Here is a 15,029-nt window from a genome sequence, read left to right on the forward strand (position 1 = left end):
CGGGCCGTCACGTCGAGCACGGCCGGGGACGCCGACGCCCGCCCGACGCAGCGGCACTTCCCGCCCGCCGCATTGGTCTGGACCGCAGTGGGCTGCCTGCTACCGTCGGCCGTGAAGATCGCGGCGACGGTGGAAGAGGGGTAGCGCGATGATCGGCAACAGCGCCGGGCGGGCATTCATGGGGTCGTTCACCTCGGCGGGCGGGCACGGAATCACCGCCGCCGCCGTGGACCGGGACACCGGCGCGCTGACCGTGCTCGGATCCACCGACGCCGTGCCCGACCCCTCGTTCCTCGCCGTCGGCCCCCGAGCGGGCGGCACGGCCCTGTACGCGGTCGGCGAGAGCGCCCGGGGCGTCGCCGGCGCCTTCGCCCTCGACGGCGACGTACCGGCCCTCCTGGGCCCCGTACGGGCCGTCGACGCGGCATCCCCCACCCACCTCGCGCTCGCCGCGAACCACCTGGTCACGGCCAATTACGGGTCCGGCAGCGTCACCGCCCTGCCGGTCCTCGCCGACGGATCGCTCGGGGCGGCGGCCTCGGTGCTCCGGCACGAGGGCAGCGGCCCGGACACCGGCCGCCAGGAGGCGCCGCACGCCCACCAGGTGCTCGCCGACCCCACCGGGAACTGGGTGGTCAGCGTGGATCTCGGCACCGACTCCGTACGCGTCTGCGCCCTGGACCCGGCCACCGGCGCCCTGCGACTGCACGGCGAGACGGCCCTGCGGCCGGGCACCGGCCCGCGCCATCTGGCCTTCCACCCCTCCGGCACCCTCGCCTACGTCCTGGGCGAGCTGGAGCCGACCCTCACCGTGTGCCGCTGGGACGCGGCGACCGGCAGCTTCGACGTGCTCGGCGAGACGTCGGTGCTGCCCGAGCACGAGGCGGCCGAGGGCGCGGCGCGCACCTACCCGTCCGAAGTGGTCGTCGCGCACGACGGCCGCTTCCTGTGGACCGCCAACCGGGGCCACGACAGCATCTCCGTGCTCACCCTCGACGAGAGCGGCGAGAAGCCGGCCCTGGTGGCCACCGTCGGCTGCGGTGGCCGCTGGCCGCGCGATCTCACCCTCGACCCGAGCGGGCAGTGGCTGTACGCGGCCAATGAGCACTCCGGGAACGTCAGCTGGTTCGCCGTGGACGCCGAGACGGGCGTCCCGCAGCACGCGGGCTCCATCGAGGTCCCCGCGGCCTCCTGCGTCGTTTTCGCCTGACAACTGCGCGGCCCCGGCCCCTGATCGGCTGATCCCGATCAGCACGGCCGCCCCGGACGGCGCGGCGGGCCGGTCACGGCCGTCCGGACAGCACAGCGGGCCCGGACCGAGGGTTTCCTCCGGTCCGGGCCCGCTGTGCTGTCCGGCTTCCCGAGCCGCCGCCCGAGCGCGGCGGCGTCCGGTCAGTGAGCCTGAGCGCCCTGAGCGCCTTGGGCGCCCTGCGGCGTCGCCGGCGTGATGCCCAGCGCCGTGGCGTACAGGGACAGCACGAGCTTGCCGATCGCCGGGTAGGCGCCCAGCGGCTCGGCCGTCGCGCAGCCCGCCTCCTTCGCGGCGGCGTCCAGCAGGCCGGGGTCGACCTCCGGGCCCACCAGGTACGGCGCCAGCGCCAGCTGTGCGGAGCCGGAGCTCTGCAGCTGCTCCGCGATCGACGCGACCGAGCCCTCCACGTCCAGCGCGGCGGCCATCACCGGCACGGCGAGGCGGGCGGCCAGCAGCATGCCGGTGATCCCGGCGGCCTGCACGGCCTCCTCGCCGCCCACGGTGGCCAGCACGATGCCGTCGGCGGCGGTGGCGACGGTGAACAGCCTGGCGCGGTCGGCGCGCGCGAGACCGGCCTCCGACAGCCGTACGTGCAGGGCCTCGGCGAGCAGCGGGTGCGGGCCGAGCACATCGGTCAGCTCGGCCTGCGTACCGCTGTCCATCACGGCCTGCCGTATCCGCCGGATCAGCGCGCTGTCGGGGCCCGCGAGCAGCGGGACCACGACGGCGGGCGGACCCGAGGGCTCGGCGACCTCACGTCCGGCGGCGACGGCCTGCTCGAAGCGCGCGACGCGCTCGGCGGCGGTGTGGGCGAGAACGGTGGAAAGGGTCGGGTACTCGGCATCGTCACCGTCGAGGTAGCCGATCCGGGCGTTGAGGCCGGGCAGCTCGGAACGGGCGATGCTGATCACCTCTTCGGCCAGGCTGCGCGTGGCCGAGGAGGGGGTACCGGGAAGGGCGAGAACGAGCGCGGCAGCGCCCTCGGGTGCGACCACGGGCTCCGGGCGGCGGTGCCGTCCGGACTGGCGAGGTCGCGGCATTCGTACAGGCAGGCCGGAAGCGGGCCCAGTGGGGGTGCTCATGGCGCCGCATGCTACTGGTTTTGCCTGCCCCTCTGTTCGGGGAGGGTCCGGTCGAGCGTTAACTATCCGCTTATGTCCGATGAGTGATGTACCGCCGGAGTGTCCCCGTCTGTCGGCTCGTTGATCCCCTCGATCGGCCTTCCGTCCTCGCTCCGTCTCCGCTCCGTGCCCCGGCCCGTCACCCTGTCCGCGGCTCGTCGCGCACGGCCGTTCCGACCCGCTGCCCGGTCCCGTGCTCCAGGAGCACGAACAGCATCGTCGGGTGGCGCGGCAGGCGCAGATCCCCGGCCGCCAGAGCCCGCGCGATCCGGAGTGCGCCGGTCAGCGGATCGCCCTCCGCTGCGGTCACCCGAGCCCCCGGCAGCAGGCGTGCCAGCTCCTCGCGCAACGGCGCCAGGAGAGGGTCGCCCATCCGGAACAGGCCACCCGTCAGGGCCACTTCGCCGCCCTCGCCGAGCTCGCCGCCGTCGTTGTCCGGCCCGGCGGCCGCCGGGCGCGCGGCCGTCGGGCAGACGGCCGCGGCAGCCTCCGCGATGTGCCCTGCGGCCGCCCGCAGAATGCCGTCGGCAACCTGGTCCGCTCCGGCGCACGCCGCCACCTCCGGCGCGAACGAGGCCAGCACGGCCGGCCGGTCGGAGCGTGGATAGAGCAGCCCCGGCAGCTCCTCCGCCGGTCCGAACACGGCCCGCAGCCGGTCCAGCAGCGCGGGCGAACCGCCCCGCCGCCCGTCATGGGCCCGCATCGCGGCATCCAGTCCGGCCCGGCCGATCCACGCACCGCCGCCACTGTCACCCAGAAGATGACCCCACCCGTCGGCCCGGTGCCACTCCGTCAGGTCCGTACCGAGGGCGATCATGCCCGTACCGCCCGCCACGACCGCCCCGGGGCGCTGTCCCACCGCGCCCGCGTAGGCCGTCACCGCGTCGGCGGCCAGCGCCAGCCGACGTACCCCCAGCGCGTCCGCGAGCGCGCCGGGCAGCTCCGCCCGCAACCGCTCGCCCAGGGTGGCCATCCCGGCGGCCCCGATCGCCAGCGCCGCGACCTCACCCGTCGGGGCGTCGTCGGCGGAGGACTCGGCCGCCCGCTCCAGCAACTCCCGGGCGGCGGGCAGCAGCTGGTCCAGCAGATGCCCGGCGTCGATGCCGCCGGGCCCCGTCCGTACCGGCTCGGCGCAGACCGTCGTCGAGAGCGGCCCGGGCAGCCCCAGCCGACCGAGCGCCACCCGCAGTCCGGAGCCCCCGGAGTCCACCCCGATGACATACGCGCCCGGACCGGCAGGGGAGGGCGCGGCGGTGGCGGGTCCGGCAGAGGCGGGCGACGCCGGGGGGTGCGTCACGGAAGCCGCCAGTCCACCGGCTGGGCCCCCTGGCGCGCCAGCAGTTCGTTGACGCGGCTGAACGGCCGCGAGCCGAAGAAGCCCCGGTCCGCGGACATGGGGGAGGGGTGCGAGGACTCGATCGCGGGGAAGTCGCCCAGCTGCGGGCGGAGATTGCGGGCGTCGCGCCCCCACAGGACCGACACCAGCGGAGTGCCCCGGGCCACCAGCGCCTTGATGGCCTGCTCGGTCACCTCTTCCCAGCCCTTGCCCCGGTGGGCGGCGGGCCGCCGCGGCGCGGTGGTCAGCGCCCTGTTGAGCAGCAGCACCCCCTGCCGCGTCCACGGTGTGAGATCACCGTTGGACGGCCTGGGCAGCCCCAGATCCGCTTGCAGCTCCCGGAAGATGTTCTCCAGACTGCCCGGCAGCGGCCGGACGTCCGGGGCCACCGCGAAGCTCAGCCCGATCGCGTGTCCCGGGGTGGGATACGGATCCTGACCGACGACGAGCACTCTCACCTCCTCGAACGGCTGCTGGAACGCCCGCAGTACATGAGCCCCGGAGGGCAGGTACGTGCGTCCCGCGGCGATCTCCGCGCGGAGGAAGTCGCCCATAGCGGCGATGCGTTCGGCGACGGGTTCGAGGGCGTCGGCCCACCCCGGCTCGATGATCTCTTTCAACGGTCGTGCTGCCACGGCCCGCACTCTACTGCTGATACGACCACTCCGATCAACTGCCGTCGGTGCTCCGGCCCCGGCCGTCAGCCGAGCGCCACCGCCCGCACGCACAGGACGTCCGGCAGATGCGAGGCCAGCTGCTGCCAGCTGTCCCCGTCGTCCGCGCTGGCGTACAACTCGCCGTTGCGGTTGCCGAAGTAGACCCCGGCGGGATCCGCGTCGTCGGTGCACAGCGCGTCGCGCAGCACCGTCCCGTAGTGAGCCCCGTCCGGCAGGCCCTCCGTGAGCGGCTCCCAGGTGCGCCCCGCGTCGGTCGTACGGAACACCCGGCAGCGGTGCTCCGCCGGGACCCGGTCGGCGTCGGCGTTGATCGGGAAGACGTACGCCGTGCCGCCGCGGTGCGGGTGCGCGGCGGCGGCGAACCCGAAGTCGGAGGGCAGCCCCGCACCGATGTCGCTCCAGTGATCGCCGGAGTCGTCGCTGCGGAACACGCCCCAGTGGTTCTGCAGATAGAGCCGGTCCGGGTCGGCCGCGTCCCGGGTGACCTTGTGGACGCACTGGCCGAACTCCGGATCCGGATCGGGGAGGAAGACCGCGGATACGCCCTTGTTCGACGGGGCCCAGCTCGCACCGCCGTCCTTCGTCCGGAACACGCCCGCCGTCGACACGGCGACGGTCACGGCCCCGGCGTCCCGGGGGTCGGTCAGAACGGTGTGCAGCCCCTCGCCACCGCCGCCCGGCTCCCACCGCGAGCGGGTCGGGTGCTCCCAGAGCGGCCGGACCAGCTCGAACGACTCGCCCCGGTCCTCGGAACGGAACAGCGCGGCAGGCTCCGTGCCCGCGTAGACCACGTCCGGCGCCTCGGGGCCCGCCGGGTGCAGCTGCCAGACGCGCTCCAGGGAGGCTCCGGTGAACTTCGGGAACTTCACGGCGGGCTGTCGCGGCTCGACCCAGGTCTCGCCCAGATCGTCGGAGTGGAAGACGGACGGCCCCCAGTGGGCGCTGTCCCCGCCGACCAGGATTCTCGGGGTGTCCGTGCGGGTGTCCACGGCGACCGAGTAGATCGCCTGCGCGTTGAAGTGCGGACCGGTGATCTCCCAGGTCCCGCCACGTCTGCGGCCGATGAAGAGACCCTTGCGGGTGCCTGCCGCGAGCAGTACGTCGGTCATGGTCATGTACCTCCCGATACGCCGTTGTGCCGGAACAGTGCCAGTCTGCACCCGGCCACTGACAGTGGCCCGCGCACACGCCCGCGGTGCCGGCGACGTCGGCGTGGGCTGCCCGGTGCGCGCGGCCCGGTGCGTGCGGCGCCCTTGACCGGTGTCCGGCGGCGGCCTAGCTTTCAGTGGCCGTAGAAAGCGCTTGCGGAGGGTCGCTGAGGGCCGTACCGCCGAATCTCAGGAGCCCCCGTGGTGACCTTCGAAGGACTGCCCGGCGCCGTCGCCGTCTCGCACCTGAGCGTCTACGACTGGCCCGCCGCCGACGGGCTGCGCGGGGGCACCCCGCATCTGCACCTGACCTGCTCGGAGGGGTACGTCGTGGTCGCCGGCAGCGGTTCGGTGCAGACCCTCACGGCCACCGGATTCCGGGAGACCCCGCTGACACCGGGCGCGCTCGTGTGGTTCACCCCGGGCGCCATCCACCGCCTGGTCAACGAGGACGGGCTGCGCGTCGTCGTGCTCATGCAGAACAGCGGGCTGCCCGAGGCCGGCGACGCCGTGCTCACCCTGCCGCCGCGCTGCCTCGCCGACCCGGACGTCTATCGTTCGGCGGCGGCGCTGCCCGTGGACGCCGAGGAGGCCGTGCAGGAACGGGCGGCGCGGGCCCGGCGCGACCTCGCCGTGGAGGGGTTCCTCGCCCTGCGCGAGGCCGTGGAGGACGGCGATCCGGAGCCGCTGGCCGCGTTCCACCGCGCAGCCGCCGCGCTCGTGCGCCCCCGTACGCCCGAGTGGCGCACCCGCTGGGAGGAGGGGGCCGCCACGGCTGCCGCCGCCACCGCCGGCCAGCTCGACGCGCTGGACCGGGGCGAGGCCGGGCACCTCGCCGACGCCCGTGTCCACGCCGAACGGCCTTCGGAGCGCGGCAGGTTCGGCATGTGCGGCCGCCTGGACGTCTACCGGACCTGAGGCCGGACCTGAAGCAGCTCTGCCCGGTGGACCCGGCCGACGGCGGGGCCTGCTCCCGCGTGCGCACGGAGCCCGGTTTCCGCGCCGATGACGGCCGGCGTGCCGCCGCGCCGCCGGGAGCTGACATGCTGGCCGAGGCCGGGCAGCGGCCGGACGGCAACCCGGGGACGGCCCCGGGCGCGGCAGGACACCGAGGAGACGACGATGGGCAGCGGGATCACGGACGCCGACGGCCGCCCGGTGCCGGTCACGGTCACCGCCGGCGAGCCCGCGCCGTTCACGGTCGCCGAGGGGACGGCCGACCCGGCCACGGCCACCGCGAAGGAGACCGGCCCGGCTCCCCGCGTCGGCATCCGGCTCTCGCGCCCGGCCGGCGAGCTCGTCTGGACCTGCACCCCCGAGGCGGCCCGCGAGCTGGCCGCCGTGCTCCTGCGGGCGGCCGAGGAGACCGAGAACGCGCCGGGCGAGCGGCCCGTCACGGTCGAGGCGGCCGAACTGCGCCGCGGCGACGTGCGCGACGGCGACCGGACCATGACCGTGGAGAGCACCCGAACCGACGGCTCCACGGTCCACGTCACCTGGAAGTCCGGGGCCGGCCGCAGCTGGAACCAGGCGTACGCCGCCGACACCGCCATCACCCTCAAGCGGCGTCTTCCCGGCGGCCGTTGACGTACGGGCGCGGCGACATCGCGGCCGGTGGCAGCGCGGCGGCGCCGGGCCGGGTCACGCGTCGGTAGGGTGGTCCGTGATGTTCACCGAACAGGGCCCCGAAGAGGGCCCCACCGTGCGCGAACTGGCCGTCCAGGCGCTCTCCTCGATCGAGCGCGGATACGACCTCCTCGCCCCGAAGTTCGACCTGACGCCCTACCGCACACCCGACCGCGTGCTCGACGCGGTCACCCGGGCCGTGCGCGAACTCGGCCCCTTCGACACCGGACTCGACGTCTGCTGCGGCACCGGGGCGGGAGTGGGCGTGCTCCGGCAGCTGTGCCGGGAACGGGTGGTCGGGGTCGACTTCAGCGCGGGCATGCTCGCCGAGGCCCGGGCCGCCTTCCCACCCGGGAGCGAGACATCGCCGGTCGGCGAAGGACCGGGGGACAGCGGGGAACCGGCGGACGACGAGGGACCGGCGGGCAGCAGGAGGCCGCCCGGCAGCGAAGGACCGGCGATCGACTGGGTGCGGGCCGACGCCCGCTCCCTGCCCTTCGCGCCCGCCTTCGATCTCGCCCTGAGCTTCGGCGCGTTCGGCCACTTCCTGCCCGCCGAACGCTTCGGTCTCTTCGCCGAGGTGCACGGATCCCTCCGGCCCGGCGGGCAGTTCGTCTTCCCGATCGGCGCGCCGCCCCCGGTGGGATCACGCGTCTACTGGTCGCTGCTGGGCTTCGACGTGGCGATGCGGGTGCGCAACGCCCTGTGGCGGCCGACGTTCGTCATGTACTACCGCACGTTCCGGCTCGGCGATGTGCTGGAGGACCTGACCCAGGCCGGATTCGGCGTACGGCTGCAGCCGCTGACCGGACTGGGCCTGCGCCCCGACGGCAGCCCCCGCGCCCGGCTGGTCGTGGCGACCCGGAAGTGATGGTGCTGGACGTTTCGTGGAAGCTGGGCGCGACAGTGCGGTGCGCCCCTCAGCGGTTCTCGTCCCGGGCCGCCGCCAGCAGCCCCGGCCAGTCGGGGATCTTCACCGGGCCACGCCCCAGCGAACGGCCCAGCTCCGCCTCCGCGCGCTCGATCGACAGCCAGCCGGCCCACTCCACCGGCCGCAACCCCCACTCACGCAGCACGGCCAGCGGATCGGCCGGCACCGGGCGCAGGGTCAGTCCGGCCGCGTCCTCCAGGAGCGAGGCCACCGTCTCCTTGGCGCAGGAGCGGTTCGAGCCGATCACCCCGGTCGGCCCCCGCTTGATCCACCCCGCCACGTACTCACCCGGCGACTGCACCCCGTCGCGCAGTACCCGGCCCGCCGTGTGCGGCACCGTGCCGCGCACCGGGTCGAAGGGCAGCCCCGGCAGCTCGACCCCGCGATAGCCGACCGCCCGCAGGACCAGCCGCGCCTCGATGTCCTCGTAGCGGCCGGTGTCCCGGACCCCGCCCGCGCCGTCCGGAGCCGTCCGGGCGAACCGCACCCCGGCGACCCGCCCGTCATGCTCCAGGAGCTCCACCGGCCGCAGGAAGAACCGCAGCCGGATGCGGCGCACGGCCCCCGCCGCATCCGCAGCCCCGCCCGACCCGGCCCCGCCCGCCGACCAGCCGCGCAGGACCTCCAGGTTCCGCCGCACCACGGCGGGCAGGCCGTCCGGAGCGGCGTACGCCGGGTCCAGCGCCAGCTCCGCCGGGTCGACGACGACCCGGGCCCCGGGCAGCGCCCCCAGCTCCCGCAGCTCCTTGGTGGTGAACCGGGCCTGGGAGGGGCCGCGTCGGCCCACGATGTGCACCTCGCGCACCCGGCTGGCCGCCAGTGCGCTGAGCGCGGCCCGGGGTACGTCGGTGGTCCGCAGTTCGTCGGCGCCGCGGGCCAGGATCCGGGCCACGTCGACCGCCACGTTGCCCACGCCGATCACGACGGCCGAGCGGCCGCCCAGAGCGTCCCGGGCGAACGGGTCGGAGCCGATGTCCGGGTGGGCGCTGTACCAGGAGACGAAGCGGGTGGCGGAGTAGCTGCCCGGCAGACTCTCGCCCGGCACCGCCAGTGCTCGGTCCGCCGAGGCCCCGACGCAGTAGACGACCGCGTGGTACAGCTCCGCGAGCCGGGCGGGGGAGACGCCGTCCGGCCCGCCGACGCCGACGTTGCCCACGAAGGTGACCCGCTCGTCCTCCAGCACGGCCCGCAGGCTGTTCTGCAGCGACTTGATCTTCTCGTGGTCGGGGGCCACCCCGTACCGCACGAGTCCGTACGGAGTGGGCAGCCGGTCCAGGACGTGCACGCGCACATCGGGCACGAGCGACTGCCGGAGCAAGGCCTGGGCGGTGTAGACCCCGCTGGGACCGGAACCGACGACGGCGACTGAGAGCACGGCGCACCTCTTCCCGGAGGTTGCTTCCAGGATCGCACCGCCGGGCCGATTTGCACCGCCGGTGCACGCGGTGGTGGCACGGGGCAGTGGTACGGGCACGGCCCCGGGGCGGGTCTCAGTCCATCAGGCCGCGCATCCGGTTGATCTCCACGGTCTGCTGGGCGACGACATCGCTCGCCATCTCCTCGACGATGACGTCGTTCCCCTCGGTGAGCGCCTCCGTGGCCATGGTGATCGCCCCCTGGTGGTGGGTGATCATCAGCTCCAGGAAGAGCTTGTCGAAGGCCTTGCCCTCGGCGGCGCGCAACTTCTTCAGCTGGGCGTCGGTCGCCATGCCGGGCATCCCCGCGTGGTCGTGGTGCTGCTTGCGCTTGTCGCCGCCGTTTCTTCTCAGCCACCCTTCCATCGCGCCGATCTCCGGCTTCTGGCCTGCCGATATGCGTTCGGCGAGCCGCTTGACGGTGGCGGCGGAGGCCCGTTCGGGGACGAGTTCGGTCATCACGAGCGCCTGCCCGTGGTGCTCGATCATCATCTCGGCGTAGCGGAAGTCCGCGGAGTTGGCGGTGTCCTGCCCGGCCTCCTTGACGGCATCCTCGGCGGAGAGCGTCCGCGCGGGTTCGCCCGGTCTGCCGGGCGCGACCACGCCCGGACCTGCGTCCTCGGCCTTGTCCGACGTTCCGTCACCGCTGTCCGCGTCACAGGCTCCGAGGACGAGCGCGGCGGCAACCGCCACCGCCGCGAGTGCGGTTGAGCGAAGAGTTGCGGACCGGCGATGGATCAACACGGTGACCTCCTGTGCCACATGGTTTGTTGCAGACCGTCCTAACACGCTTCCACCGGCCGAAGATCAAAAACTTTCATTACGTCTGCGTTGCCATCTGTTGATGTGTACATGGGAGGGACGATACTGCCGGGGGTTCATGAACCGTTCGACCCCGAACGGATACAAGGGAGGACGCAGTGACCTCGTTGCACACCACCCGCGTGCGGCGCAGACGTCTGGGCGCGGTGGCAGCCGCGGCCGGACTCCTCGCCACGCTGCTGACGGCCACCACAGCGGCCGCGACCCCCGACCCGGGCGACGCCCCCGTCGAGCGCGGGTCCGTCACCAAGAGCGAACAGGCCGAGGCCAGGGCCGCGATAGCCGGCGGCGACATACCCGGCGTGGACGAGATCGTCCACAGCTCCAACATCAAGCACCTGACGAACGTGCCGAAGGGCGCCCTGCAGGGCACCAACACGGACCTCGCGTTCCAGGGGAAGTACGCCTACGTCGGCAACTACGACGGCTTCGTCATCTACGACATCAGCAAGCCGAAGAAGCCCAAGACGGTCGCCCAGGTCCTCTGCCCCGGATCGCAGAACGACATCTCGGTCTCGGGGAACCTGCTGTTCCTCTCGACGGACTCCTCGCGCAGCGACGACTCCTGCTCCAGCACCTCCCAGCCCGCCACGGAGAAGTCGTCCTGGGAGGGCATGAAGATCTTCGACATCAGCAACAAGCGGGCGCCGAAGTACATCGCCGCCGTGGAGACCGCCTGCGGTTCCCACACGCACACGCTGGTGCCGGACGGCAAGAACGTCTACGTGTACGTCTCCTCGTACTCGCCCAACGCGGCGTTCCCGGACTGCCGGCCGCCGCACGACGGGATCTCCATCATCAAGGTGCCGGTGAAGGCGCCCCAGAAGGCCCGGATCGTCAACTTCCCGGTGCTCTTCCCGGACGGTGGCAACCCGGGAGCGCCCACCAACCCGGGTGTTTCCCAGACGACCGGCTGCCACGACATCACGGTGCTGCCGTCCAAGGACCTGGCCGCCGGAGCCTGCATGGGTGACGGTCTGCTGTTCTCCATCAAGGACCCGGAGCGCCCGAAGATCATCGACCGGGTCCAGGACAACGTGAACTTCGCGTTCTGGCACTCGGCCACCTTCAACCAGGGTGCCGACAAGGTTGTCTTCACCGACGAGCTCGGCGGCGGCGGTGCGGCCACCTGCAACGAGGAGATCGGTCCCAAGCGCGGAGCCGACGGCATCTACGACATCGTCGGCAAGGGAGACAAGCGCAAGCTGGTCTTCCGCAGCTACTTCAAGATCGACCGTCACCAGGCCGACGTCGAGGTCTGCGTCGCCCACAACGGCTCGATCATCCCGGTGAAGGGCCGCGACCTGATGGTGCAGGCCTGGTACCAGGGCGGCATCTCCGTCTGGGACTTCACCAACTCGTCCAAGCCCAAGGAGATCGCCTTCTTCGAGCGCGGTCCGGTCACGCTCGACCAGGTGACCACGGCCGGCCCCTGGTCGGCGTACTACTACAACGGTCACATCTACTCCAGCGACATCGCCAAGGGCTTCGACGTGCTGAAGCTCGACGACAAGCGCACCGACCCGGCCAAGCGGGTCAAGCTGGACGAGCTCAACGTGCAGACGCAGCCGGACTACTTCGACCGCTGACCCGTCAGGAGTTCCGGTAGCCGACTCGACCCGCAGTCCGGGGCCGGTGTCTCCCGGGCGGTCATCCGCCCGGGAGACACCGGCCCCGGTGCGTGCGGAGCCGGAAATTCATTGACCGATGAGCCGGGTGGGGACATGCTGGATCCCTGCGACGGCGGACCCCGCAACTCCGGTCCCCGGCGCGGTCCGCGGCCCTGTCCCACGGGACGGGCCGAGGGTGCGCCCGGATCCGGCGACGCGGGGGATCGCCGGATCGGGCGCGCTTTTCCACCCGCTCACGGTGCGGCGAACGGCGGCTCGGGCGATCAGGCGGCGGTGCGGACGCTCCCGCCGGTGGCGGCGGCCCACTCCACCAGCAGCCGCTGGTAGTCCGCCTCGTCCTGCGGCGTCAGGCAGCCGCCCGAGCGCTGCCACAGGTCGCGGATCTCCGCGTTGACCTCGGCTGCGGAACGGGCGGACATGGACGACGACATAGGGGACATGCTCACCAGGCTACGTCCACGAACGCATGCCACTACCCCTTCCGCGGCGGGATATGCCTCACACCGCGGTCCGATTTCCCCGGTTCGCCGTGGGCCTCAGCGCGGGACGAGCCCCAGCGAGCGCAGGCCGTCGGGCCGCTTTGACACCGGCAGATGGTCCACGAACCGGACCTCGCAGCCCAGGGCCGCCGCGCCACCGTCCGCGGCCCGGTCGTCACCGACCATGACCACCTCCGCCGGATCCCGGCCGATCAGCGAGCAGGCGGTACGGAACAGTCCCGCGGCGGGCTTCTGGAGCCCGTGCTCGAAGGACAGCACATAGGCGTCGACCAGGGCGTCGAGCCCGTGCGCGCGGAAGACCGGCCGCAGGTCCCAGCCGATGTTGCTGACCACGCCGACCGTGATACCCGCCCTCCGCAGCCCCGCCAGCACCTCTGCGGCGTCGGGGTAGGGCTGCCAGGCCTCCGGCCGCAGATGGCGGTCGTACAGCGCGTCGTACAGCCCCGGATCGGGCAGGGCGACGGTCCGGGCCAGACCGGTGTACGCCGCGCGCTGCAGGGCGGCGGTCAGGTCCCGGCGCGCCATCGCGTCCGCCAGTTCCTCCGGCACCCGGACCGGAGGCGGGCCTCCCGGGAGGGCGCCGGCGGCCGTGAGCCCGCTCACGTACCGCTCGAAGTCCTCCGGGGCCACATCGACGCCCTCCTCGCGCAGCACGGTGGCGAGCCAGTCCCGCACCGGCTCGATACGGAAGAGGGTTCCGGAGAAGTCGAACAGCACACCTCTGATCACCATGGGCGCGATCCTTCCCGGTCCGTCCCCGCGCCGACAAGAGCTCCCGGCTCAGGCCCGCGGGGACCGGTCCTCCGCCGCCGCGGCGCGCGGCGCCGCGTACCGGGCGTATCCGGCGGCGCTCAACGCCACCACCGCCACCCCCAGCAGCGCACCGCCCACGACATCGGTCAGCCAGTGCACCCCCAGGTACAACCGGGTCGCCGCCACACCGGCCGCCGAGACCACCGCGACCGCCAACGCCGCACCCCGGGCGCCGGGGCCCCCGCCGTACAGCCGAAGCAGCCAGACGAGCAGCCCGCAGCTCACGACGGCCGACATGGCGTGCCCGGAGGGGAAGGCCGCGTAATGGGCCGTGTCCACCGGATCGGGCCACTGCGGGCGCTCCCGGCCCACCACGGCCTTGAGCCCCTGCTGGAGGAGCGAGGCGAGCAGACTCGTCGCGGCCACCCAGAGCGCGAGCAACCGTGCGCCCCGCCACCACAGGGCGACCACCGCCACCGCGATCAGGGCGCGCATGGTCCAGGGGTCCCACACCCAGTCGGTCAACACCCGGTTGACCCGGACCAGGCCGGGATCGGCCACCGCGTGCCGGTGCAGCGCGTCGGCGACCGCCCGGTCCAGGGAAATCAGCGGCGGCCAGCGCACCGCCACCAGTGCGAGCAGGACCACGGACGCCACGACGACGGCTCCGGTCCACAGGGCGGCCGCGGCGCGGGGGGAGCGGTTCGGTGAGCGGGGGAGGGGGGAGGACATGAGGCGATCCTCGCGGAGGACACCGCCCGAAGGCCAACCCGGGGCACCGACAACCGACTCCAGGCGGAGAGGACCTCAGCCCAGCGCGCGCAGCCCCGGCACGAAGGTCACGATCAGCGGGACGACCGGCACCAGCGCGGCGGCGGCCGTCAGCCGGAGCCTGCGGCCCGCCGTCAGGCGGTCGACCGGGGCCAGCAACCGGTTGACCCGGAGGGGCACTTGGGCGTCCGGCGCGGGGCAGGGGCCGAACACCCCGCGGTCCTCGTTGAGTCCGACCAGGGCGAGCGCGGTCGTCAGCCGGCCGAAGCGGCGTGACGCCACGTCGTCGGCGGCCAGCTCGACCAGCCGGTGCATCTCGTCGCGGAACGCGGCGAACACCGGGATCTGCGGGAAACCGATCGCCAGCGCCGACGAGCAGTGCAGCAACCAGTCGTGCCGGGCCTGGGCATGGCCCTGTTCATGGGCGAGCACGGCATCGAGCTGACGGCCCTTCAGCCGGCCCAGCGCGGCGGTGGTGATGACGAGTTGCGGAGCCGCGCCCGGCAGCCACCAGGCGTCGGGGCGCTCGCCCTCCAGCACCACGAGACGGTCGGCGCCCGGCTTCTCACCGGGCAGCAGCGGGGAGCGCACCAGCAGTTCCGCCCGGCGCTGCTTGCGGCGACGCCGCGCCCGCCGGATCTCCCGCAGAAGCATCGCCCCGGTCCACAGCCCGCCCAGCGCCAGCAGCACCGCGATGACCGCCGACCACGGCCCGTACGCCGCCAGGGCGTACGCCTCGACCACGGCGTGCGGGGCGGGTGCGAAGACATGGCCGCGCACCGCCTGCCAGGCGGCGGCCGCGCTCAGCGTCATGGACAGGGCGAACGACAGGAGCACCCCGGCCACCACGCACTGCCAGACCCACAGGGCCACGACCGGCTCGCGCTCCGGCCACCGGGCGCGCGCCATCAGGCGCGGAGTCACCAGGGCGGTCAGTGCACCGAGCAGCAGCAGCGCGAGGGAGACCAGCATGGCTTCAGCTTAGGAGGGGCGGGTCTGCCGGGGTACGGCCTCGACCGGCAAGTGACGTAGACCACCGTTTGCCG

The 15,029-nt window shown here is 73.5% G+C and carries 15 protein-coding genes; 5 read left to right on the plus strand and 10 right to left on the minus strand.

Going from position 1 to position 15,029, the window contains the following annotated elements:
* The first annotated feature begins 148 nt into the window (after positions 1–148).
* Positions 149–1,210, plus strand: a complete 1,062-nt coding sequence (locus AC0VY3_RS15555; protein WP_475549817.1) for a lactonase family protein — start codon at positions 149–151, stop codon at positions 1,208–1,210.
* Positions 1,211–1,392: 182 nt separating this feature from the next.
* Here AC0VY3_RS15555 and AC0VY3_RS15560 read toward each other — a convergent pair whose 3' ends face one another.
* The 4 genes from AC0VY3_RS15560 to AC0VY3_RS15575 form a co-directional block, all read right to left on the minus strand.
* Positions 1,393–2,334: a sirohydrochlorin chelatase gene (locus AC0VY3_RS15560; RefSeq protein WP_475549818.1), complete on the minus strand. Its 942-nt coding sequence runs from the start codon at positions 2,332–2,334 to the stop codon at positions 1,393–1,395.
* Positions 2,335–2,512: 178 nt separating this feature from the next.
* Positions 2,513–3,670: an N-acetylglucosamine kinase gene (locus AC0VY3_RS15565; RefSeq protein ID WP_475549819.1), complete on the minus strand. Its 1,158-nt coding sequence runs from the start codon at positions 3,668–3,670 to the stop codon at positions 2,513–2,515.
* On the minus strand, positions 3,667–4,344 hold the full coding sequence (locus AC0VY3_RS15570; RefSeq protein WP_103510831.1) for a uracil-DNA glycosylase: 678 nt from the start codon (positions 4,342–4,344) through the stop codon (positions 3,667–3,669). Before AC0VY3_RS15570 ends, AC0VY3_RS15565 begins: the two co-directional genes overlap by 4 nt.
* Before the next feature lie 65 nt (positions 4,345–4,409).
* Positions 4,410–5,495, minus strand: coding sequence for a WD40/YVTN/BNR-like repeat-containing protein (locus tag AC0VY3_RS15575; protein ID WP_103510846.1), 1,086 nt, complete (start codon positions 5,493–5,495; stop codon positions 4,410–4,412).
* A 240-nt stretch (positions 5,496–5,735) separates the two neighbouring features.
* Between AC0VY3_RS15575 and AC0VY3_RS15580 the strand changes: the two genes are divergently transcribed.
* The 3 genes from AC0VY3_RS15580 to AC0VY3_RS15590 all read left to right on the plus strand — a co-directional run bounded on the left by AC0VY3_RS15580 (position 5,736) and on the right by AC0VY3_RS15590 (position 8,031).
* Complete coding sequence (locus AC0VY3_RS15580) at positions 5,736–6,452, plus strand: cupin domain-containing protein (protein ID WP_103510830.1); 717 nt, start codon at positions 5,736–5,738, stop codon at positions 6,450–6,452.
* Positions 6,453–6,656: 204 nt separating this feature from the next.
* The gene (locus tag AC0VY3_RS15585) at positions 6,657–7,121 is read left to right on the plus strand and encodes a hypothetical protein (protein WP_103510828.1); all 465 of its coding nucleotides are present in this window, start codon (positions 6,657–6,659) and stop codon (positions 7,119–7,121) included.
* A gap of 79 nt (positions 7,122–7,200) precedes the next feature.
* On the plus strand, positions 7,201–8,031 hold the full coding sequence (locus AC0VY3_RS15590) for a class I SAM-dependent methyltransferase (RefSeq protein WP_103510827.1): 831 nt from the start codon (positions 7,201–7,203) through the stop codon (positions 8,029–8,031).
* 49 nt (positions 8,032–8,080) lie between these two features.
* Here AC0VY3_RS15590 and AC0VY3_RS15595 read toward each other — a convergent pair whose 3' ends face one another.
* A complete protein-coding gene (locus AC0VY3_RS15595; protein WP_475549820.1) occupies positions 8,081–9,466 on the minus strand; it encodes an FAD-dependent oxidoreductase in 1,386 nt (461 codons plus the stop codon).
* A 115-nt stretch (positions 9,467–9,581) separates the two neighbouring features.
* A complete protein-coding gene (locus AC0VY3_RS15600) occupies positions 9,582–10,268 on the minus strand; it encodes a DUF305 domain-containing protein (protein WP_475549821.1) in 687 nt (228 codons plus the stop codon).
* 158 nt (positions 10,269–10,426) lie between these two features.
* Between AC0VY3_RS15600 and AC0VY3_RS15605 the strand changes: the two genes are divergently transcribed.
* Positions 10,427–11,917, plus strand: coding sequence for an LVIVD repeat-containing protein (locus tag AC0VY3_RS15605; protein ID WP_103510824.1), 1,491 nt, complete (start codon positions 10,427–10,429; stop codon positions 11,915–11,917).
* Positions 11,918–12,222: 305 nt separating this feature from the next.
* On the opposite strand, the gene AC0VY3_RS15610 is transcribed toward AC0VY3_RS15605, so the two are convergent.
* From AC0VY3_RS15610 to AC0VY3_RS15625, 4 genes are all read right to left on the minus strand, one after another.
* On the minus strand, positions 12,223–12,378 hold the full coding sequence (locus AC0VY3_RS15610; protein ID WP_170994744.1) for a hypothetical protein: 156 nt from the start codon (positions 12,376–12,378) through the stop codon (positions 12,223–12,225).
* A 117-nt stretch (positions 12,379–12,495) separates the two neighbouring features.
* The gene (locus tag AC0VY3_RS15615) at positions 12,496–13,191 is read right to left on the minus strand and encodes an HAD family hydrolase (protein ID WP_475549822.1); all 696 of its coding nucleotides are present in this window, start codon (positions 13,189–13,191) and stop codon (positions 12,496–12,498) included.
* A 48-nt stretch (positions 13,192–13,239) separates the two neighbouring features.
* Positions 13,240–13,944 (minus strand): phosphatase PAP2 family protein, encoded by a 705-nt coding sequence (locus AC0VY3_RS15620; protein ID WP_475549823.1) that lies wholly within the window; start codon positions 13,942–13,944, stop codon positions 13,240–13,242.
* 75 nt (positions 13,945–14,019) lie between these two features.
* Positions 14,020–14,955: a M56 family metallopeptidase gene (locus AC0VY3_RS15625; RefSeq protein ID WP_103510820.1), complete on the minus strand. Its 936-nt coding sequence runs from the start codon at positions 14,953–14,955 to the stop codon at positions 14,020–14,022.
* Positions 14,956–15,029: the final 74 nt, after the last annotated feature.

It is taken from the genome of Streptomyces sp. iso_384, assembly GCF_056172905.1.